This window comes from Mycobacterium sp. E796 (genome assembly GCF_001672815.1).
In the GTDB taxonomy this organism is placed as follows: Bacteria; Actinomycetota; Actinomycetes; order Mycobacteriales; family Mycobacteriaceae; genus Mycobacterium.
Map to the genome: position 1 here is coordinate 22024 of NZ_LZKK01000113.1, position 20674 is coordinate 42697.

19 protein-coding genes are annotated in these 20674 nt (G+C 67.6%); 2 read left to right on the plus strand and 17 right to left on the minus strand.

From position 1 onward, the window contains the following. Positions 1 to 2: 2 nt before the first annotated feature. From A5706_RS09340 to A5706_RS09405, 14 genes are all read right to left on the minus strand, one after another. Entirely contained in the window at positions 3 to 725 is a 723-nt protein-coding gene (locus tag A5706_RS09340) for a hypothetical protein (RefSeq protein ID WP_068129352.1), read from the minus strand. Between the two features lie 27 nt (positions 726 to 752). Next, positions 753 to 2294, minus strand: coding sequence for a type VII secretion integral membrane protein EccD (gene eccD, locus A5706_RS09345; protein WP_068129354.1), 1542 nt, complete (start codon positions 2292 to 2294; stop codon positions 753 to 755). Further along, on the minus strand, positions 2291 to 3886 hold the full coding sequence (locus A5706_RS09350) for a MinD/ParA family protein (RefSeq protein ID WP_068129356.1): 1596 nt from the start codon (positions 3884 to 3886) through the stop codon (positions 2291 to 2293). The genes eccD and A5706_RS09350 overlap by 4 nt, the downstream gene beginning before the upstream one ends. Positions 3887 to 3990: 104 nt before the next feature. Next, entirely contained in the window at positions 3991 to 4278 is a 288-nt protein-coding gene (locus tag A5706_RS09355; protein WP_068129358.1) for a WXG100 family type VII secretion target, read from the minus strand. 44 nt (positions 4279 to 4322) lie between these two features. Next, entirely contained in the window at positions 4323 to 4625 is a 303-nt protein-coding gene (locus tag A5706_RS09360) for a WXG100 family type VII secretion target (protein ID WP_068129360.1), read from the minus strand. 89 nt (positions 4626 to 4714) lie between these two features. Beyond that, the gene (locus A5706_RS09365) at positions 4715 to 5929 is read right to left on the minus strand and encodes a PPE family protein (RefSeq protein WP_068129361.1); all 1215 of its coding nucleotides are present in this window, start codon (positions 5927 to 5929) and stop codon (positions 4715 to 4717) included. Between the two features lie 281 nt (positions 5930 to 6210). Further along, entirely contained in the window at positions 6211 to 7983 is a 1773-nt protein-coding gene (gene eccCb, locus A5706_RS09370; protein WP_068129364.1) for a type VII secretion protein EccCb, read from the minus strand. Between the two features lie 73 nt (positions 7984 to 8056). Continuing rightward, a complete protein-coding gene (gene eccCa, locus A5706_RS09375; RefSeq protein ID WP_068129366.1) occupies positions 8057 to 10300 on the minus strand; it encodes a type VII secretion protein EccCa in 2244 nt (747 codons plus the stop codon). Continuing rightward, positions 10300 to 11742, minus strand: a complete 1443-nt coding sequence (gene eccB, locus A5706_RS09380) for a type VII secretion protein EccB (RefSeq protein ID WP_068129368.1) — start codon at positions 11740 to 11742, stop codon at positions 10300 to 10302. The genes eccCa and eccB overlap by 1 nt, the downstream gene beginning before the upstream one ends. A 3-nt stretch (positions 11743 to 11745) precedes the next feature. Then, positions 11746 to 13467 (minus strand): type VII secretion AAA-ATPase EccA, encoded by a 1722-nt coding sequence (gene eccA, locus A5706_RS09385; protein ID WP_068129370.1) that lies wholly within the window; start codon positions 13465 to 13467, stop codon positions 11746 to 11748. Further along, complete coding sequence (locus A5706_RS09390) at positions 13460 to 14071, minus strand: hypothetical protein (protein WP_082964269.1); 612 nt, start codon at positions 14069 to 14071, stop codon at positions 13460 to 13462. The genes eccA and A5706_RS09390 overlap by 8 nt, the downstream gene beginning before the upstream one ends. 29 nt (positions 14072 to 14100) lie before the next feature. Next, positions 14101 to 14952: an ESX secretion-associated protein EspG gene (locus A5706_RS09395; protein ID WP_068129372.1), complete on the minus strand. Its 852-nt coding sequence runs from the start codon at positions 14950 to 14952 to the stop codon at positions 14101 to 14103. A gap of 2 nt (positions 14953 to 14954) precedes the next feature. Next, positions 14955 to 15269 carry an ESX-1 secretion-associated protein gene (locus tag A5706_RS09400; RefSeq protein WP_068129374.1) on the minus strand — a complete coding sequence of 105 codons (315 nt, stop codon included), beginning with the start codon at positions 15267 to 15269 and terminating at the stop codon, positions 14955 to 14957. Between the two features lie 75 nt (positions 15270 to 15344). After that, positions 15345 to 16643, minus strand: a complete 1299-nt coding sequence (locus tag A5706_RS09405) for an EspA/EspE family type VII secretion system effector (RefSeq protein ID WP_156767035.1) — start codon at positions 16641 to 16643, stop codon at positions 15345 to 15347. Between the two features lie 482 nt (positions 16644 to 17125). On the opposite strand from A5706_RS09405, the gene A5706_RS09410 reads away from it, so the two are divergent. Beyond that, the gene (locus A5706_RS09410) at positions 17126 to 17407 is read left to right on the plus strand and encodes a WhiB family transcriptional regulator (RefSeq protein ID WP_068129378.1); all 282 of its coding nucleotides are present in this window, start codon (positions 17126 to 17128) and stop codon (positions 17405 to 17407) included. On the opposite strand, the gene A5706_RS09415 is transcribed toward A5706_RS09410, so the two are convergent. Together A5706_RS09415 and A5706_RS09420 are read right to left on the minus strand one after the other, a co-directional pair. After that, positions 17404 to 17865 carry a nitroreductase family deazaflavin-dependent oxidoreductase gene (locus A5706_RS09415; protein WP_068129380.1) on the minus strand — a complete coding sequence of 154 codons (462 nt, stop codon included), beginning with the start codon at positions 17863 to 17865 and terminating at the stop codon, positions 17404 to 17406. The two genes, A5706_RS09410 and A5706_RS09415, sit on opposite strands and share 4 nt — an antisense overlap. 1 nt (position 17866) lies before the next feature. Then, positions 17867 to 18715, minus strand: a complete 849-nt coding sequence (locus A5706_RS09420; RefSeq protein ID WP_068129381.1) for an NAD(P)H-binding protein — start codon at positions 18713 to 18715, stop codon at positions 17867 to 17869. A gap of 110 nt (positions 18716 to 18825) precedes the next feature. Between A5706_RS09420 and sigI the strand changes: the two genes are divergently transcribed. Next, a complete protein-coding gene (gene sigI, locus A5706_RS09425; RefSeq protein ID WP_068129383.1) occupies positions 18826 to 19704 on the plus strand; it encodes an RNA polymerase sigma factor SigI in 879 nt (292 codons plus the stop codon). Here sigI and A5706_RS09430 read toward each other — a convergent pair. Then, a complete protein-coding gene (locus A5706_RS09430; RefSeq protein ID WP_068129386.1) occupies positions 19701 to 20603 on the minus strand; it encodes a MinD/ParA family protein in 903 nt (300 codons plus the stop codon). The two genes, sigI and A5706_RS09430, sit on opposite strands and share 4 nt — an antisense overlap. Between the last annotated feature and the right edge of the window lie 71 nt (positions 20604 to 20674).

The window sequence follows — 20674 nt, forward strand, 5'->3', positions numbered from 1 at the left end:
CCTCAGAGGCGGATCTCTGAGGGTGCCGTCTCCGGGCGGATAGTCGGCTGGACGGGAACGGTCCCCGATGCCTGGTCGCCCGATGTGGCACCGTCGGAGAGCGATCCGGTTTGCGGGTCCTCTTCGGCGTCGGGCGTTTTCGTTTCGTCGACCAGCTGCGCGTCTTCGGACGGCGGGGCGGCGCCCGCGCTGCCCGCACTGCCGGCGGCGCCCTGGACGGTCGACATGACGGTCTGCATCTGCTGCGTGACGGGCGCCATCGCCCCCGCCATCGCGGCGAGCTGACCGACCTGGGTGGGCAGCTGATCGACTGCCGGCGTGGTGGGCTGGGGCGCGGGGTCGGGCGTGCCCGGCGTCTCACCGTCCGCCGGCTTGTCCGCGGTGGCGCCCACCGCTCCGTCCGCCGATGCGCCGCGCGCCGGATGCTCTCCGGCGGCAAGGAATCGGACGCCGCCGACGTGGTCGCCCAGCGTCCGATCGGTCTCCGCGTACATGTTGGCCGCGGTGACGATGTTGGATCCCGTCGCCGTAAGAGCGGCTTTGGCATCGCTCAGGGTGTCAAGCACCGGTGATTCGATAATCGGCAAGGTTTGATTGATGGCCGCCGACACCGCATCGGTTCCGCTCGCGAGGATTGGCGCCGGAGCTGCCGGAAAAACCAAGCCGCGCAACGTGTTCCCGGCGGCCTTCAGGCGAGGAGGATCAACCTCCAGGGGTTCAGTCATTCGCCGGATCCTCTTCGTCGTGCGGCATCAGAATTGGATGTTGCGGACGATGTCATAGACGCCGGTGATCCACAGCAGCATGGGAAGGATCGCAGCGACCATAACGCCGTCGAACAATTCCAGAATCCGCTTCATCACCGGCGACACGCGCCGCACTCCGACGGTGGCCGCCACCACCGCCAGCGCGATCAGGCTTGCCGCGAGGTAGATGGTCAGGAACAGCCACGCGCTGGGCGGATACCAGATGCACAGCCTGGCTGTCACGCCGAGCGGAATGACGACCGTGGCCGCCAGCATCGCCCATGCGCACCACCGTTCCGCGTAGAGGCGCGACCTGAACCCACACGCAATCGTGACCAAACCGGCCACCACCAAGCTGTGCACAAAGAAGTGCCCGCGCACCACCACCGCGATGGCACCGGCCGCCAGAACCAGGGTGCCGGCCGCCACGAACCCAATCAGCAGTTGCTTGGCCAGATTGCTGCGCTCCGTGAGCCGTACGGCGGACTGGGGTACCGATGCGATGATGGCCTGCCAGGTAGGCGTCTCCTCGCTGTCGGCCGCTTCGTGGCCCGCGACCGGATCAAGCAACTCCTCGTGTTCGACGGTCTCGCCGGGAGCCGGGATCGGCGGCAGGGCGATCCGCGCGACGGCGACGGTCAGTTTGGCCGCATTCGTGACGGTGAACAGCCCAAACACGATGGCCCCGGCCGGAACCCAGCGCTGCCATCCGTATCCGAACGCGACGGCGGCGGCGGTGACCGCGATCGCCGCGACGGCCGTGAACGCGGCAAGCTCGAAGCGCCGACGGGGTCCGCCGCGCGTCAGCAATGTCAAGAACAGAACCGCCGCGGCGGCCCCGGCGAGTTGCGGCGCTCCCAGCCAGCCGGCCCCGCGCGGCCGCGGGATCGCCAGCGCCACGGCGACGGTGATCAGGGGCAGCGCCGCCGCCAGGAGACTCTCCGAGAAGGTTGCACTCCGGTAAAACCTGTTTGCAGCCCAGCTGCCCACCAGCACGACGAGCCCGCCGATGCCCAGGGCCAGCGGCCACCACAGGCGGTGCCCGGTGTTCCACCAGGCCAGCATCGCAATCGCGCTGACGACCAGGGTTACCAGCGGGATCCCCACTCCGACAAAGCGATTCAGCGCCGTGCGGTCGAACTGTGGTGATTCGTCGAGCACCGCGATGGCGTCGATGACGTCCTCGACGAGCGGCCGGTACCGCTCGGTGCGACTCACCGGCACCAGGGTCAGCAGCGAGCCGTCGACGACGACGGCCTCGTCGAGCGATTGGGCGGGTTTCAGCGGCGGGGCACCCGGGCGGGCGAACGTCCAGGTGCCCTGGGCGGCAAAGTCGAAGCCGGCCAAGACATCCGCCGGGGTGTCTTCCAGGAGGTCGGCCAGCACCGCGACGGTGTCGTCGATATAGGTCTCAATCGGCGCGGTGGAGGGCAGCACCACATCGGTCAGGCGCCTGCCGGTGAGGATCGTCACCCGCGTGGTCGCGGGCTTGGCCGGGGTCGCCGCAGCGGCCGCCGGGGCGGCTGCACTAGCGGTGGGTGCGCTCAACGGACACCTCTGTCGAAATCGTCGGACAGTGCTGCGGCAAGCTCGGTAAGCCTACGCCCGTAGGCGTCCTCGAGCAGGTCGAGCCGGATCTCGGTCCCGGTCGCGACGTGCTTGTCCCACGGCAACACGATCACCCGGCCGGGTCGGATCGACTGCTCGAATCGGCGAACCCAGTCGTTGAGGGCGACATTGGGCTCGCCGGGGACAACGTGGTTGATCACCACACACGCGCGGTTCAGCAGGGGCCGGTATTCGCTGTGCTGCAACCAGTCGATCGCAACGGCGGCCTGCCGGACGCCGTCGATGGATGCGCTCGACACGATGACCAACCCGGACGCCGTCGAGAGCACGCCACGGGTGGCCGGGTCGAACAGGTCGGACCCGCAGTCGGCCAAGACCAGGTTGTAATACCTCGGCACGACGGCAATTGCGCGCCGCCACTCTTCTTCGCCGATCGTGCGCCGCGCGGCGCCGTACTTGGCGGCGGGGAGAACTTCGAGACTGACTGCGTTCATGCTGGTGTGCGCTCGGACATCGTTGTAATGCGATAGCGCATCGTTGGCCAACAGGTCCGCGATCGTCGCGGCCGACTGGCGACCCACCCGATCGGCGAGGTTCCCCGAGGCCTGGTCCGCGTCGACCGCGAGGATCCGGTCGCCCCGTATCTCGGCGAAAACGGAGCCCAATGCGGCCGTCACCGTCGTCTTGCCGGCGCCCCCCTTGAGACCCACCACCCCGATGGCGTAGGAGCCGCGAATCGTGCGGCGAATCCTGTTGCGCAGCTCGAGCTCATACTTCTCGTCGCGCGAGAGTCCCAGGTTGATGCGCGTCAAGGCATAGACCGCGCGCCGCCAACCTCGTTGCGGCAGCAATTTTGCAGCCGGCTTCTCGGGCACCGTTGCGACGCCAAGGTCGGAAATCGGTTTGACGGCGGCCGGCGGGTCGCGACGCCGGCGAGCGTCGCGGTCCGTAGGGGGCGCGGTGACACGTTGCGGCACTTCGGCTTTGGGATCCGAAACCGGCGGGTCGGTGCGCGGACGCGGCGGGACGGAGCGGCCGGTCGGCGGCTTTCCGGGTCCGCGTTGGGAGTTGGCGCGATGGCTGTTGGCACGGTGGCCGGGTTGGGGGTTCGCTGTGCGGACGTCGGAGGGGTCGCTGGCATCGCGGTGACCCCGGCGCGCATGCCGGCCCTGAGGTTGGGCCGGGGCTTGAGGCTGTGGCGCGGGTGGGGCCGGCGGGGGTTCCGTGGTGCGGTCGACCGGCATCGCGGGCGGTGGCTTGGGTCGTGCCGGCGGCTGCTCTGGCCAATCGACCGGCATCGGCGGCGGAACCTGGCCGTTGGTGGGCGCCGGGCGGTCGATCGGCATCGGTCGCGGCGGCGGTTCCGTGCGGGCCGGCGTGGCCGCTTCTGTCCGGTCGACTGGCATCGGGGGCGGGATGTGCCCGTTCGGCGCGAGAGGTTTCGGCGGCGCCGGCGCGGGCATCGGCAACGGTGAGGGCGCATTGACGTCAAAGCCGGTTTGCGCCGCGGCCTCCTCCGGAATCTCCATCCCTTCGGCGGGCTGAAAGAGCCGGTCGTAGTCGGCCGCCATGAGAACCCCTTACAAAGTCATCCACGCGACGAAGCACGAGAAAAGGCGAGACCTCCCGCGGAGCCGAATTCGCCAAATCTCGTGCTTTGCCGCACTCTTCCGTCCTAACTGAACATGCCGGTGACGCCAGATTCGGTGCTGGCCATCGCCTGGCTGGCTTCAGTGATCCTCGCCGCCAAGTTCTTCAGCGACTCGTTGAGCTCAGCGGAGGCCTCGTCCCACCGCTGTTGTACGGCCTGGTAGGCCTCCGAGCCGCTACCGCCCCACGCCGCGGCCAGCTTGGCGAGGGAACTCTTTCCCTCGTCGAGAAGTCCCTGGGTGGTTTGCACAGCGCCCTGGATTTGGCCCGCGCCGCCTTCGATTCCGGCGAAATTCCATGATTGTTCCGACATATTGCTGCTCCGTGTTCTTTCGAGGTTGAGGGTTTGGGTTGGGGTCAGAAATTCATCTGTGACGACAGCGTGCTGGCTTGCTCGTCGTCGGCCTTCGAGTACTCGATGCCGGCGCTGTGGATGTTGTTCGAGATCTCGCTGAGCGTCTTGATCTGCGCTTGGCCGGCTTCGTGGAAGCGCTGCAGCGCTTGCTGAGCGGCGGTGCCGGCCTGGCCACGCCAGTGGCTGGCTAGTTCGCCACCCGTGGACTCCACCGTCCCGATGACCTGCTGGAGTTCTCCGGAGATCCGGTCAAAGTTGCTAGCCTCCGCGCTGAGGGTAGCGGCATCGGTCCTCATCTCTGCCATGCTGGACTACTTTCTCTATTGCTGTCCTCGCCAAGGGGATGGCAAGTCTTCCGGCCCGGGGTGGCCGGGAAGTCTGTCGGCGGGGACGCTCACCAGTCGTCCCCGTCGTCGAAATCCTCGTGGTCGACGTCGTCTTGCGGCTCGGCGAGTAACGCGGGCGCCGCCATGCCCGATCGGGTGCTCGCACCGCCGGACTGTGCGCCGGCGCCCATCATGCCCATCGGCGCGGCGCCGCCCATCGCTGACGAACCCGCGCCGGCTCCCGCGCCGGCCGGCCCGACCGCCTGCGAAGGCTTGTCGATCAGTTGGCTCATCAGCGACGTGCGGGGGTCCGATCCGCCTGCGCCGGGCAGCGACTCGGCGTGCATCAGTCCGAGGCCCACGCTGGGACCAGATCCCCCGGCGAGTGGATGATTGGACAGCGGGCTGGCGCCGAGCAGTCCGAGTTGGCCCAAATCGTGGGCGCCGGGCGCGGCGGGGGAGCCACCCATGGCGTTGCCGCTCGGTCCGCCGCCCAGGCCGCCGGTCTGGCCGGCCAGCGAGGTCAGCTGCTGGAATGGCTGCATCAGCTGCTGCATCGGGCCGCTCAGCTGTCCTGACTGCGCCAACTGACTCAACAGCTGCATGGCCTGCTCTTCGAGTGGCACCCCCAAATGCGGTGCGGCCGTGGGGATGTCGTCCGCCATCTCGGCGAGCCGACGCAAAACCCCGGGCGCCGCATGGGCGGCCATCTCCGAGACCTGACCCAAAGCCCCCGTCACGGCCTCGCCCGCACCCGGCTGCAGGATCGGCTTCATCGGCTCGACCGGCGGGAAAACGGTGTTGGCCGTTGTCTCAGCCTGGTAGACGTCCATCGCGCCGGCGGCCTGATTCCACATCCGGACGAAGTAATCCACTTCGTTGAAGCCGATCGGTACGAGGTTGATCCCGAGGAAGTTGGTCGCCGTCAGTACCGCGTGGGTGATGTGGTTCGTCGCGATCTCGGGCAGTGAGGGCGTCACGCCCAAGGCCTTCATGTAGGCCGCGGCTTGCGCCGAAGCCCGTAGCCCGCGCTGCTGCGCCTGCAGGGCGGCCTCGTGCAGCCAGGCAACCGTGGGCGTCGCCGCGGCAATCGCGCGATCGCTGCTGGCGCCGGTCCATAATCCCTTGAGGGACAATAGGATTGCCGCCAATTCGACGGCCTGAGCCTCCAGGGCGCTACCCAGCGCCTCCCACCCGGCGGCGGCCTGCAGCATCGGCGCCGGTCCCGCTCCGGCCATGAGCCGCGCGGTGTTCAGCTCCGGTGGCATCGCGTGCCACAACATGACTATCGGTCCCCTTGGTTTGTGACGTGGGTTTCTTCGTTATTTATTGCGCCAGATTGTTACGTCGAAGTGCTCTCATTTTTGCGCCCAGGCAACAGCCGAATCATGCGAAAGGGTTGAATTCGCATAGCTCTCCTCTAAATGTGCGTGAACGCGAACCAAATTGCACGTGAACCCAAACCATTACGGCTACGGCGGGAAGGTAACCAGACGTTCACCGCGGTCCTCGACTCAGTAATGACGTTCGGGCCCAGCTTGTTTCGTGGGGCGATGGGATGATCCTAACCGCCCTCCGGGAGCCCTGGCTGCACTTCTTCTGGCGGATCGATGTAAGCGGCTTGGATAACCTCTTTGCCCTCCGGCGCGACAAGAAATGCCTGCCCCGGGGGACGGCGCTTGACCTGGATCTCCCGTGACGGAAATTCTTGCTTGTCGCCCGAAAGGAACATGGTCGGAGATCCCGCCCCGAATGCGGCGCCCACAAATTTATCCATGGTCGCCTTGTATGCGTAGCTCATTTGGCAGGTCACAATGATGTGCAGCCCGATATCCGGCGCCGCCGGCAATAAGGGCGCCAGCGGCCCCATTGGCGGCATCCCCCCGGCGGCCGCCACGATCATGTGCCAATCGTCGACGAGAAGCACGACATCGAATCCGCTCCACCACGACCGGGACCGCAGCTGCGAGGTGGTCAAGTCGGCCGGCGGCAACCTCTTCTGCAGGTTGATCGCGAGAGCTTTGATGGATTCGTCCAGGCTTGCGCTGTTGCGGTTGATCGCCCCCGCGTCGAGCAGATGGCTGTCCGGCACCGCATCCAGTAGTCCCGAGCGGTAGTCGGCCAGCATGAAGCGCACCTGCCGAGGACTGTTGCGGGCGCAGATCGCCCGTGCCACCGCGTGGGCGATGCGGGTCTTGCCCGACTTGGGCGCTCCGAAGATCAATAGGTGCGGTGTCGTATACATGTGGGTGTAGGCCACGGACAGGTCCGTTTCGCGCACCCCGATGGGAATCGTCCAGCGGGTGCGGTAATCGGAATCCGGGCCGGGTGGGTTCGGATCGAGTTCGTGAAGGTGGATGAGCTCCGGCAGGACCCGCACCCGGGGCGCCTGGTCGGTGTGCAGCGCCGCGACCTGGTTCACCGCAGCCGTGATCGCCTCCACCAGGTTGTCGGCGCTGTGGACGCCGTCGTACCGGGGCACGCCGATCATCAGGTGATGCTTCTCAACCGACATCGCCCGCCCCGGACGATTCGCCGGAATCTCGCGGGTGGCACGGTCGATCTGGGTGTCGTTGACGTCGCCGAGCCGGAACTCGATCTTGGTACCGAGGTAGTCGCGGACGCGCGATTTCAATTCCGTCCAACGCGGCGTGGTGATCACCGTGTGAATGCCGAACGACAGGCCCTGCGCGGCCAAATCCTGGACCTGAGACTCGAGATCGGGGAACTCGCTGACAAACGCCGGCCAGCCGTCGATCACCAGAAAGACGTCGCCGAACGGATCGGCCGCGACGGGTTGGTTGGGGTCCTCGCGCAGCTGCCGGTACATCGCGATGGAACCCACCCGATGCTCCTTGAACGTGGCTTCGCGTTGGCGCAGAACGGCTTGCACCTCCGCGACTACCCGCATGACCCGGTCGGGCTCCGAGCGGGTCGCCACCCCGCCGACGTGCGGCAGGTCATCGAGATAGATCAGCCCGCCGCCTCCGAGGTCGATGCAATAGAACTGGACTTGACGCGGTGTGTGAGTCGCGGCGGCCGACAGCATCATGGTCTGCAGCAACGTCGACTTCCCGGTCTGCGGCGCACCCCCGATGCCGATGTTGCCGCCCGCTCCGGAAACGTCGACTCCCCACACTCCCTGGAGATGCCGGCGCGGCTCGTCCATGATCCCGAGCGCGAAGCGCAACGGCTGTCGTTCATCGCGCTCGATGAGCTCGTTGAGTGGCGTCGGATCCTTCAGCGGCGGCAGCCACATCTTGTATGCCCGTGACTCCGTGGTGCTGAGTTGGTCCAGCACCACCTCGCTGAGCGCCCGTACCTTGGCGTCTGTCATGGGCGCCGTCCCCCGCAAGCGGGAGGTGCCCCCACCTCACCATCACTTCGTTCTGCATCGTCGCCGGCGCGGCTCATGACGTCATCGCTTCGTCAAAGACCGGAGCCGCGGTGAACCGGTGGATCCGGAGCGTCTTCGGGGCGGTGTGCGGGCCGGACCCGTTACCCTCGCCATCGGTCTCGGCGCGCTTCGGCGGAACGTAAGGTGCACCGGTGTAAAGGGTGCTGAACTTGACCGGATCCTCCATGCCGACTCTGAGGAACCCGACGCCGCTTTCTTTGTTGGTGATGTACTGCGCCTCAGGGGTTCCGATCACCGACTTCGACTCGTGGGAACTGGTGGTGCGCAAGGCGATGCGGTAGGTGAGATTCGGCTCCAGCTTGTCGATGCGCGCCCCGCCGGTCTGCAGCGACTGGGTGGCCAGCAGCAGGTGCACACGCAGGGACCGACCGACGCGGCAGATCCGGTCGAACAGCGCGATGAAGTCCGGATGACTTTGCAGCAGCTCGGCGAACTCGTCGACGACGACGAAAAGGGTTGGCAGCGGCTTCAGGTCGGCGCCACGCTCGCGGTACTTCTCGTATTCGGCCACTCCGGAGAGTGCTCCCGTCGCGCCCACCGCGATCCCGGCCTGCCGCAGGAGCGACTGGCGGCGGTCGAGTTCGCCGGTCAACACCTCGCCCATCCGGCTGACGAGTTCGGCCTCCTCGGCCATGTTGGTGATCACCGCGGCGGTGTGCGGGAGCTTCTCCATACCGAGAAACGTTGAGCCGCCCTTGAAGTCGGTCAGCAGGAGGTTCACCTGGTCGGGGTGGTGCATGGCCACCAGCGAGAGGATGAGGGTGCGCAGGAACTCGGACTTTCCCGAACCGGTGGTGCCGATGAGCATCCCGTGCGGCCCGCCGCCGAACTCGGCGCCCTCCTTGATGTCCAGGTACATGACGTTGCCGGTCTTGAGTTCATGCCCGAACGGAATCTTGAGGCGGTCACGGTCGGTGTCGGTGAACATTCGCCACCGGGCGGGTGTCACCTCCTCGACACTCTGGGCGCCCACCAGCTGGTGCCATTCGGTGGCCACCTTCTTCTGCTGCACCCGCGAGCTTTTGTCGAGGAGGGTACCGGTGATGGACCACCCGGCCAGCTTTCGCGCGATGCGGGTGGCCTGTTGCGCCGACATGCGATCGCTCGTGGCGGTCACCTGGCGGAACGACTGCCCGGGCAGCCGGTCGTCGGCGGTGCCGTCCTCGGCCACCCGGATGCGGTAGTTCGAGCCGCGGTGATTACCCAGCGTGATGACCGTGACGCCGGCCCTGCCGTCGGGCGGGAAGCCCGCCTTGCCCCCGGTCAGGTCGACCACCACTACGTAGGGTCCGCCGGGCGTCGAATCCGGTGAGTGTGGTCCGCGCGCCGCCAGATCGGACAGGCCGTCCGGGCGGGTGTAGATCATCCGGCTCGGGCCGGCGCCGTCGGTATCGGTCGGATGCTGAACGTGCGGCAGCCATTTCAACCACGACCACTCGGGATCCTCGGGGTTCTCGGTGAGCACCCGAAGCTGCAGCAGGTCGGGCGGATGGAAGACGGCGAGGTGGCAGATCATCGCGGTGAGCAACCCGGCCGCGCCCGCCTCGTCGCCGCCTACCGCGATCGTCGGAAAAGTGCGCAGCTGCAACAGTTTCGGGCAGTCGTGGATCAGGCCATGCGTGCGCAGGAACTTGACCACCCACATGTTGGCGACCGGCTCCAGGTACGGCTGGGGCGCAGCCGTGGGGCCCGCCAGCTCGCCGCCCACGGACGGCTTCATCAGCCGGTCTACCGCCGGCTGGTCACCGATTCCGATCCGGGTCGCGGCGTAGAAGTCCGCGTTGGCCGGGCGGGACCACTGCCGGGGAGTGCCGATGATCGATAGCAGATCGTCGGGATGCGGCGCGTGGTAACTGAAGAACGCGACCTGCGCGCTGGCCGAGGACGTCACCCGTGGCCGCAGCCCGGCGAGGTAGCGCAGGTACTCTTTGCGGTCGGCGTTGATCTCGGGCACCTTCTTGCCGCCGCCGCCTCCGCCGCCGGCCATCATGGAAATCGACATCATGATCATCATCAGCGGCATCATCAACATGTACGGCGAAAGTTGCCTGGTGCCAGTAAAAATCATGATCCCGATCATGCCGAGCATGCAGACGCCCATCACATAAGGAAGGGCCTTCTGGATGCCCGACGGCGGGATGTCGACGCCGAGGTCTTCGGGAGGGGTGACGCTGATTTCGCCCGGCGTCAATCGGGGCCCGCGAGCAACCGTCGGGGTGAACTTTCGCGTCGTCATCAGGGCGCTCCGGGTGCTGCGGGAAGTTTGCGAGGGCTCGGATCGGCGGGCAGCGTGTCGTGCTCCAGCAGGGCGGCGTCCTTTGACAGGACCGGACCGTCCACCAGCAGGCGAACGATCTCCCAGGGTGCGGTCTTGGGCGCCTTCAGGCCCAGCGCGGCGGCCGTCTGCGCGTCAGGCAAGCCGTAGCGCACCCCCTGCGGGTCCACGTAATAGAGGGATTCGCCGTACTTCGGATCGGGCGACTGCAGCTGCACGTACTTTCCGCCATCGGTGTAAACGGTTGTGGCTCCTTGGATCTGCTTGATACCCGTGCTCATCGCCGACGACGGTATGGGCAGGTGTCGACCGGTCAGCACCGCCGTCTTCGGTGTCTGCTCGCCGGGCTTGCGTTCCCACGACCAGCACAGCGTGGGGTCCTGCGGGCGGGCCACCAGCTTGATCGGTTCGTCGGGAAGGGGTGAGTTGTAGACCTTTTCGGGTATCCGGACGACCAGGCTCGGCACCAGCGCCGGCGGCGCTATCAGTCCGTGGGATTGGTTGGCGCGCAGCGCGACCGAGGTGTTGGAACTGATCGGCGCGACGCCGTCGGGCAGCACCACGAAGTATTGCGGTCCGGTGCGACCGGTGATCTGGAACACCGAACCGATGACGAGTTCGTCGGGCAGCCCGAGGGTGTTGGGGGCGCCGTCGCTGGGGATCGGGGGCAGCTGCCAGGATCCGGCGTCGGGCAGCGCGTTGAACATGGCCGGGGTGATGGGGCTCGGCTTGGCGTTGGCGGGTATCCCCACGGCGGTGGTGAGGGAGCGGTCGGTCAGATCGGTGGCGTGCCGCCCCTTCGGGGTGATGATCCAGTCCTTGCCCTGGAAGGACACCAGCAGCGCCTCGCTCGGCAGGAGCGGATCTATCGAGGAATCGATGGCCAGCGGCATCGCGACCACCGCGGTTTGAACGGTGGGGCTGACGGTGTCGGCCTTGCTGACCGTGTCGCACAGCGCCCACGCGGACGAGGAGTCCGACGAGACCGGCGTGGCATAGGGGGCGCCGGGGATGCCGACGGACTGGCCTTTCGGAAACCCGTTCAGCTCGGCGGATTTCACGGGCGTCGGCTCGACGGGGTTACCCAGCACCAGGCGCGCCGAGGTGAGGTTGTAGACGGGGTGCAACTGGCCCGCCACCATCAGGTACAGCTGGTTGGTCGTGCGGTCGACGAACAAATTGCCGCCGCCGAGCTTGCCCTGCGGCTTGAAATAGGCCATCGCGAGGGCGCCCACCACGATCAACACGGACACGACGACGCCGAGCGCGACCGAGCGGCTGTAGAACTGCAGCGGGTCGTCGAACATCCGGGTGTCGCGCCGCACGATGGCGTGCTCCAGGCGTCGGAGCAGAAAGCGCCAGCCGCTGACCTGTACCTTGGTGGTTAGCCGAAGACCCGCCATGTGTCACTCGGTGATGTTGAGCCGGCCGTGTACCGCGGTGATCGCCTCGGCCATGTCGTCGCCGTTGATCTCGCGGAGCCGATCGACGTCGAGTTCTTCGAAGTCGGGGGAGCGCGTCAGGCGGATGTCACGGTACTGCTCGCCGGCCTCCACCAGCTGGCGCGCATAGCGACCGTTGCCGGCGATGTCGAGCGCCGGCTTGCCGCGCACCGTTCGCTGGCTCAGCAGCTTCGCCGCCTGCAGCACGTTTTCGGAAGCCTCCAGGCTCAGTGCTGAGTCATTGCCCGCGGCAATGACTTTCGCGATCTCACCGATCTCCTCCGGAGAGTAGGTGTCGAATTCGATCCGGGTGGCGAAGCGCGACCGCAGGCCCTCGTTGGTCTCCAGCAACCGGTCGATGTCGGAGCTGTAGCCGGCGATGATCACCACCAGGCGGTCGCGGTCGTTTTCCATGCGGGCCAGCAGGGTATCCAGGGCCTCGGTACCGAACGGGTCGGCCCGACCGTCGCGTTCCTGCACCAGCGCGTAGGCCTCGTCGATGAACAGCACACCGCCCAGGGCGCGATCGATGGTCTTGGTGGTCTTGACCGCCGACTGGCCCTCGTATTCGGCGACGAAATCCTTGCGCGACGTCTCGACGAGTTTGGGTTCCGGGATGACGCCGAGGCCGGCGAGGATGTTGGCCACCACCCGCGCGATCGTCGTCTTGCCGGTGCCGGGGGGGCCGGTGAAGATCATGTGCTTGCTGGGCTGGGCGACCTTCATGCCGCGGGCGGCGCGAACCCTTGCCATCTGGGTCGCGGCGCGGTAGCGCTCGACCTGATCCTTGACCCGGGCGAGCCCGATCTGCCGCTCCAGTTCGGCCTCCGCCTCGGCGAGCAGCTTGTCTCGGCCGGAGGTATCGGCGACGACGGTGGAGGCATCCCAGGGGTCGGTGCGGGCGGAGATCTGTTCGGCACTGGTTGTCACCAGGCGGTACGACGAATCCTTGAGCGCCGCAGCAACTTTGGACTCGGGGTGGGTGGTCTGCAGCCATTCCAGGAGCGCGACGGCGGCCTCTTCGTTGCCCTGGCCGCGGCGCGTCATCGCCAGGTACCAGGCGATCGCCCGCGCGCAGGCTTCACCCGCCGGGGACGAGTTCGCCTCCGTAAGCCGGCGCTCGGCTTCGGTGAACAAACCGAGGTTGGCCGCGGCGACGCCGTGCGCGACGCCGGCGGCGGCCGCCAGGAACGCGTCGGGCCATCGTCCGGCGCCCCTCACTTCGTCAACCACGTCCGTCCACCGCCCCGCCTCGCCGTAGATCACGGCCTTCACCCACGACAACAGGTGCTCCGCACCGGCGGCGGGGCTTTCGTCCAGGGCCTCCATGGCGTCGGCGTAATTCCCGTGCGAGGCCTCGTTCGCCGCGAAGCCCAGGGTGATGGCCAGGGGAGAGTTGACCGGGTAGGTGATGTCGCCGTACGGGCCGCCGATCGCAATCCGGGCACCCAGGGCGTTCATCGAAACTTGGGCGGACCCCGCCAGCTGGCCGAACTGGGTGCGCGAATACCAGGCGCGGAACAGGGTCGCCCGGTCCGTGTCACCGCACCGGATGCGGCCGACCCATGCGTCGCAGGCCGATTCGTCGTAGTTCGTGATCTCGGTGAACAGGTCCAAGGCGCGCGACTCCGAGACGGGCAGCATCGCGACCGCGCTTTCGAACAGACCGGGCAGGTGATCACTCATGGTCGGCGGCGTATCGGGTGGCGAACACTTCCGCCTGTTCGGCGTCGGCGTCTTCGGGGGTCGGCAGACCGATGCCGTTCTCCATGAAGTCCCGGAGCACCTCGTTGCCGTCCAACCCGATCGCGCGCATGGTTTCCGACAGCGAGTCGTTCTCCAACAGATAAGTGTGCTCGCCGGCCAGTCCCTTTTGCCGCGCCAGGCCCGCGATGACGACGATCTCGTCGGCGAGCTCGGACTCGCTCATGCCGGTCACCTTCGGCGACAGGCTGATCTGGTGGACCCTGCCTCCGATGAGCGCCGACACCGACACCGTCTCGGGCGGGTTGGTCACCGTGAACAGCGGCCCGACTTCCTCTTCGTCCTCATCCGCGGCATCGGCGCTCGCCGAGTGGATGGCGGCCAGCTCGGTGTCGGTATCTTCGGGTTCCGCCGGTGCGTATGCGTCCAACGCAGCAACGGCCGACTCCTCGGCGACCTCGTCGACGGAGAAGTCCAGGGCGTCCGACTCCGAGACGCTTTGGGCCGCAACGTCTTGGTCGGTGGCGGAGAAATCCAGCGCGGCCAGGTCGTCGTGGCCGTCGTCATCCCCGAAGTGCTGCGTCATGGCGTCCTTCTTTCTTTGTTTGTGTCGGGTCAGGCTCGGTGAGCGGCTTGGGCTTGGTCGAAGGCGTGATCGAACCAGGCGCGCGCGGGGAGGAACTCCATAAGGCCGTCCAGGGAGCGCTGCAGATTTTCCTTGGTCCCGGACAGGAAGCTTCCGTACAACTCGCCGCCGACGCGCCGCGGCAGCGAAACCACCCTGCCGCGCGGCGAATCCAGGATGCCCGCGGCCACATCGGTATGCGTGGTGGTGCCGCCGGCGTGGCGTTGGCCGGCAATGATCTCCACCCAGCTGCTCGGGTCGGCGATGATCTCGGCGTAGCCCTTGGCCGAGGCGGCCCCGACACCGTGTGTCGCCAATTGGGCCGCGGTGGTACACGCGGCCAGCTCGGAAGCGACGCCGGTCAGCGGTTCGACGTCGGCGGGTTCGGCGGACCCCAGCACGGCGGTCACCATGCCGGCCAGGCCGACCTGCGGAGCCACCATTTGCAGCACCAGCAGGTCCCCGTCGCGCGCCGCGATGACGTGACGGTCGCCCTTGCGGCAGATGACAAATCGCACCATCACCCCGCCTGCATCGCGCCGCCACCACCGGCCCTCCAGCGTCCGGTCCGCGCGGCTGAGGGCGTCGGCCATCGCCGCCACCGCCGGATGCGGTTGACCGGAATGGTCCAGCACCCCTTGTGCGGTCAAGTCACGTCGCACCTGGTCCCAGACGAGGTTCCGCAGGTCCTCTTGCGGGATGTTCGGCCGGATCCCCAGCGCCGCAGGGAAATCCACCAGGTGCAGCAGGTCGGCGATCACCAACATGCCGTCGATGGTCACCTCGACCCCGACGACATCATCGACGAGGCCGTCGTGGCCGGCGCTGAGGGGACGGGACATGGTTATTGAGGAAGCACCTGCTTGTCGAGATTCCCGCTCAGCTCTTCGTCGACGGCCGCGTATGTCTTCCCGGCGGTGCGCAGCGCTGCGGCGAGGTCGGACGCGGCCGTTTTGATGTTGTTGCCGGCGCCTTGGCGGGCCTTCTCGGCGGCGGTGAACGCACTATTGGAGACGCCGCTGATCACGCCGTGCGTCACCCAGACCGCGACCTCGATTTTGGAGGTCGCCGTGGCAGCGTCCCCGGCCGTCGTCGACGCTTGATCCTGACTCTTCGCCAGTTTCTCCAGGTAGTCCGGGGTGACGGTCAGATTCGCCATGGTTTTGTCTCCTTTAACGCTTGCTTGATCGGGTGCTATGGATTTGGAGCGCAGCGGATTTGACGCGCTCGTTGCTCAGAGGATTCGTCCGGGTGTGCCGGGCTCCTCGGCGCGGGTCTCCGCGGCGCGGGTGTCATCGATGGGCGCGCGCTCCGCGCCTTCCGTGCCGGCGCCGGCGCCTTCGGTGTCGCCGGCGAGCGCGGCCTCGTCGGCGGGAGCCGCCGGCCCTTGGCCCTGCTGGCCCATCGAGGCGACCTGCTGCACCGAGCCCATCGTCTGGTTGACCAGGTTCATCTGCTGCGAGGCCTGGCCCGACATCTTCGCGGCCTGCGTCGACGCCGCGGACACCTGAGCCATGGTGGGCATGGTGAACGCCGGTGCGGTCGGAGCTGCGGGGGCGGCCGGCGTCTCCGGCGCTGCGGGGGTGTCGTCCACCGGGGTTTCCCCGTCGGTGAGGGCGCTCAATTTGGCGCTTGCGTCCGCGGCAGCGTCCTGGCCCGCCTCGTGTGCCATGCCGGCCAACCTGCCGACGCTCGGCGGGGCGGAGAAGGTCGACATGCTGTCGGAGATGGCCTTGAAGCTGGACACCGTGGTCTCTTCGGCCCCGGTGATCTCGATCGTGCCGAACGTGGCTGTCGACGTAGCCTCCGCGGCCACCTCACCGTACTGGAGGGCCACGGCGCTGATCTCGTTGCCGAGGGTCATCGAATTGGCCAGCGTGAACATCTCGAACGCCAACACGGTGGCGCCCGCCGCGAAGGCGGCGACTATCTGCCAGGCACATGAAATCTCCGGTCCCACAACGGGAATCAAATAGAGAGCCAGCGCAATGCCTTGGGCGACGACGAGCGCGAACAACGTCACGGAGATGGCCGTGTGCGCCTTCTGAACCTCGGAGCCCTGATTTGCCACCAGCGTTTGCATCTGTTTGTCGAGTTCCTGCATCTTCACGACCAGCGCCTGCAGCGCGGCGTTCTGGTCGGCGTAGGCCTTCGCCGCGGGACCGCTCCAGTCCCGGCTGTCGGGGACGGCGGCGTCCAGCTGAAGCTTGACGTTCGCCAATTTGTCTACACCGCTGGTGAATGCCCCCCCTTTGTCAGGTGGCCCAAATCCGTTGAAAAGGTCCACGATCGAGATTGCGACCATTGCGACATCGACAATGGCGGTCGGGGTCGGGAGCACCTTGGTGCCCGATTTGGCCAGCGCATCTTTGAGAACCTTGATCTGGCCGCGCCCGTACCACGCCGCTTTGCCCCCGAGCGCGCCGAGGTTCGCCGCGAGGCCGACCCAGTCCTCCGAGTAGCCGGCGCTGCCCGCGCCACCCAGCCGCTGGAAGCAGTACGCCAGATCATGAATGCCAGCCAACCGACTCACCGCGGTAACCCCTTCGCGTTCGCTTTTGTAGTGCACCGAAGCCGTGCACGGTGAGATGAGCCTAACGCGCTCCGACCAGGGTCGCCGCACGAGTTTTCCGGTACCCCAGTCGATTCCGTGATCGGAGAACCGACCGCGCAGTAACATTGCGCGCTGGTTGCCGCCCGGCGAACGAAGGAATAATTCGGGGGTTATCGCGCCCGCTCAGTCGATCGGGCTGATAAGCGGACACGGAAGCTCGCCGCCAGGTTGACAGGGTCACCGTAAGGCTCAGGCAGACATACGTTTCGGGATTGTTAGGCCCGCGTTTGCCCACGGTTCAGGGGGTGGAGGCCGGGTGGGCGTGGGATGTGCTCGAGCGCGGCGGGCAGCGCGATGCGGTAATGCGAGGGACGTGGAACTGTTGCATTGCGATGGTTGCGCTACGGCCTACGAAGCATTCGGCGCAGAGATGCAACGCTTTCCGGAGGAAACGTAGCGATATGACCGCGATGGCTTTGATCGACGCCCAACTCGGCGCGTGCACGCGCGACCCCGACCGCTGGACCACCACCCCCGACGACGAGGCCAAGGCCTTGTGCCGGGCGTGCCCGCTGAGGTGGCCGTGTGCCCGCGAGGCCGTGGAGTCGGCCGGCGCGGAAGGGCTGTGGGCGGGGGTCGTGATACCCGAAAGCGGTCGGCCGCGGGCGTTCGCGTTGGGGCAACTGCGGTCGCTGGCCGAGCGCCACGGCTACCCGATCCGCGTTGCCGTGAAGTCTGCCTAACCCGCCCCGCGCTGTTCGACGTTCGGCTCGAACCGGAATACGGCGACGCGGCCCGCCAGTGCCTCGAATTCGTCGGCGGTTCCGTCGCGCACCATCCCCGAGCGCTTCGCGAACGCCACCCCGACGGGCACCTCGGTGGCGAACGCCCGCAGCACCGGACGCGCCTCGTCGGCGTCGAGTTCGACAATCCTGACCTCGCGCGAGCGTCGGCCCCGGCTCAGTGTGCCGCTGCCCGCGGCGCGGGCGTTGGCCGCCCAGTCGGCGCCGGGGTAACCGGCCACCACGTAGAGGCCGCCGCGAAATTCGAAGGGCGTCATCGGTGTGCGGCGCGGCTGACCCGACTTGCGGCCGGGCACCGTCAGCACCATGGCGGGCCCGGTGGGGATCCCCAGCCGCTGGACCGCCATCATCACCTTGTTCATGGGCTTGAGGTAGCGCGGCGGGCGTGGTTCGGACACGTCAGGCTCCTTTCGCTTGGGCGAACAGGTCGCGATGCTCCGAAACCCAGTGCGCGATCGGCGTCGCCGGCCGGCCGAGGATCTTCTCCACGTCGTGGGTGACCAGCGCGGGTTTGTCGAGCGTCTCGGCGAGCATGGCCATGTAGGCGTCGGCGAACCCGGCGCCGAATCCGATGTCGATGAACCGCTGCCGCACCACTTCCGCCGGTGCTTCCTGGTAGCGCAGCGGCCGACCGAGGACGTCGCCGATCGCCGCGGCCAGCTCGGAGTTGGTGAACGCCTGCGGACCGGTCAGCGGGATCCGCTGGCCGACAAGGTCATCGGTGAGCAACGCGCGCGCCGCCACCGCCGAGATGTCGCTCTCGACGATCGGCGCCGTCGACGCCGCCGCGTAAGGTCCGGCCACCACATCCCCGGCGCGGATCTGTGCCCCCCACATGCCGGCGAAATTGGTCACGAAGACCGATGGCCGCAGGCTCACCCAATCCAGACCGGATTCGACGGCGAGCTGTTCGACCTCCTTGTTGCGGTCACCGCGAAAACGCGACGGCTGCCGCGAGAAGTCGTCGTCGGCGTTGATCGCCGACAGCGCAACCAGCTTGGTGACTCCGGCGCGCCCGCATTCCGCGACCACTCGGGACAGGTCGGTTCCCAGCGCGCGGGAATTGAGGAAGACGGCCGAGGCGCCCGGGAGCGCGTCGGAAGCCGAGCGGACCGCCTCGACGCCGGCCGGAAGCCCGGCGGCATCGGGTGTGCGGGTGACGGCGCGGACATGGGCGCCCGTGGCGAGGAGTTCGGCAACGAGCGGGCGCCCGACGTTGCCCGTCGCTCCGGTTACGACGATCGTCATGGGGAGGGTCCTTCCGTGAGTTTTCAGTGCTGCACCAAGGACGGCCCCCGAGGTGGGAAAGTTACAGTCGAAACACGTAACTTTTTGCGGGACCAAATCGTCGAAGGTTCATGAGCAAGTCGCAGTCATCCAGCGACCAGGTCGCCGAGGCCTGGCGCAGTAATCGCCCGTATCTGGTGAATCTCGCATATCAGATGCTCGGCGATGTCGGCGAGGCGGAAGACGTTGCGCAGGAAGCCTTTTTGCGCCTCTCGCGTGCCGATTTGAACGAGATCGACGACGTCCGCGGCTGGCTGACCGTGGTGGCGAGCCGGATCTGCCTGGACCAGGTGCGTTCGGCGCGCGCCCGCTACGAGCGACCGGGTGAGGTCGAGCCGCACCAGCCCGCGTCCCCGCGCCTGGACCCGGCCGACCGGGTCACCCTCGACGACGAGGTTCGTACCGCGTTGCTGGAGGTCTTGCGCAGGCTCAGCCCCGGTGAGCGGGTCGCGTTCGTCCTGCACGACGTGTTCGGCGTCCCCTTCGACAGCATCGCCGAGACGGTGGGCCGTCCCGTCGGCACCTGCCGTCAGCTGGCGCGGCGCGCACGCGCCAAATTCACTGTGGCGCAACCGAAATTGAACGAGGTGGCCCCGGCCGAGCACCAGCTCGTCACGGAGACGTTCATCACCGCGTGCGCCAACGGCGACATCGCCGCGTTGACCGCGGTGCTGGATCCGACGGTCTGGGGAGTGGGCACGGTCCTGGCCGAGCCGGCGCCGCCGCCGCAGATCAACCACGGGCCGGACGCGGTGGCCACCAACCTGCTGCGCTATCTGGGCCCGGAAGTGACCCTGGTCGTCGGGCCCGCGGGAGGACCCGCGGTGTTGGCCTTCGTCGACCGCCGCCTCTTCGCGTCGATCGTGCTGACGATTCGCGGTCGCCTGGTGACGAAGATCGAGGCCATCGCCGATCCGTGGGCGCGCCTGGGTGCCGGTCTACGGCCTTAGTGCGCCGCACTGTGTGGCCGGGCGGCGAAATATCCCGCGACCGTCGCCGTGACCTCGAGAAACCTGCGGCGGGCCGCCGGGGACATCTCCCGGTCCACATCGATGACGCCGCCCGGCCGTAGATGGGGATCGAATGGCACCTCGACCACCGGCTGCCCATGTTCGACGAATTCGCGCGCCAGCAGCTCCCGGGTGCGTTTGTCGGCGTGGCCGTCGGAGTCGTTGAGCACCACGATGGTGTGGCGCAGCAGCCCCGTCAGGCCCCTCTCCGACAGCCATTCCATGGTCCGCGCGGCTGCGGATGCCCCGTCCGCCCACGGCGAGGACACCACGATCAGCGCATCCAGGTCGCGCAGCACTTCCTGGGTCACCGGCGAGTCCATCGTCGAGCCGCAGTCGATGACCGAGATCGTGAAGTGGTGGTCTAACCGGAGCGCGGCCTCCCGGTAGATCGCGGGGTCGAGCACCCGGCGCGGCCCGGACGCCGGCTCGCCGCCGAGCACGTGCAGGCCGGCGGAGTTACGGCCAAGGCGCCCAACGACATCGGCGAACGACCGCAGGTTCTTGTCGGCGGTCAGTTCCCAAAAGGAGCCGGTCGATCGCGGATCGATTCGGCTGCTCAACCGGCCGAACGCGGTGTCGGCGTCGATCGCCACCACATGGTCCTGGCGCCGCAGCTCGGCGAAAAGCGATCCGACGCTGGCGGCCACCGATGTCTTGCCCACCCCGCCCTTGCCCAGCACGCCGACCTTGTAGTTGCCGTGCAGGGCGGTTCGGATGGCCGCCTCGTACTGAGCCTCCTGGCGCTGCGCGGGCGACGGGCCCAGTTTGACAAGGCCAAAGGTGGCCAGCCGCAGGGCGCGTCGCCAACCACGCTCGGGTAGTTCCGCTGGGGGCATGGGTGCGGGCTGCTCTGGCGCTGGCCGGTTGGGCGGTCGGCGGTTACGTCGGCGCCGCGGTGGCCGCAGCC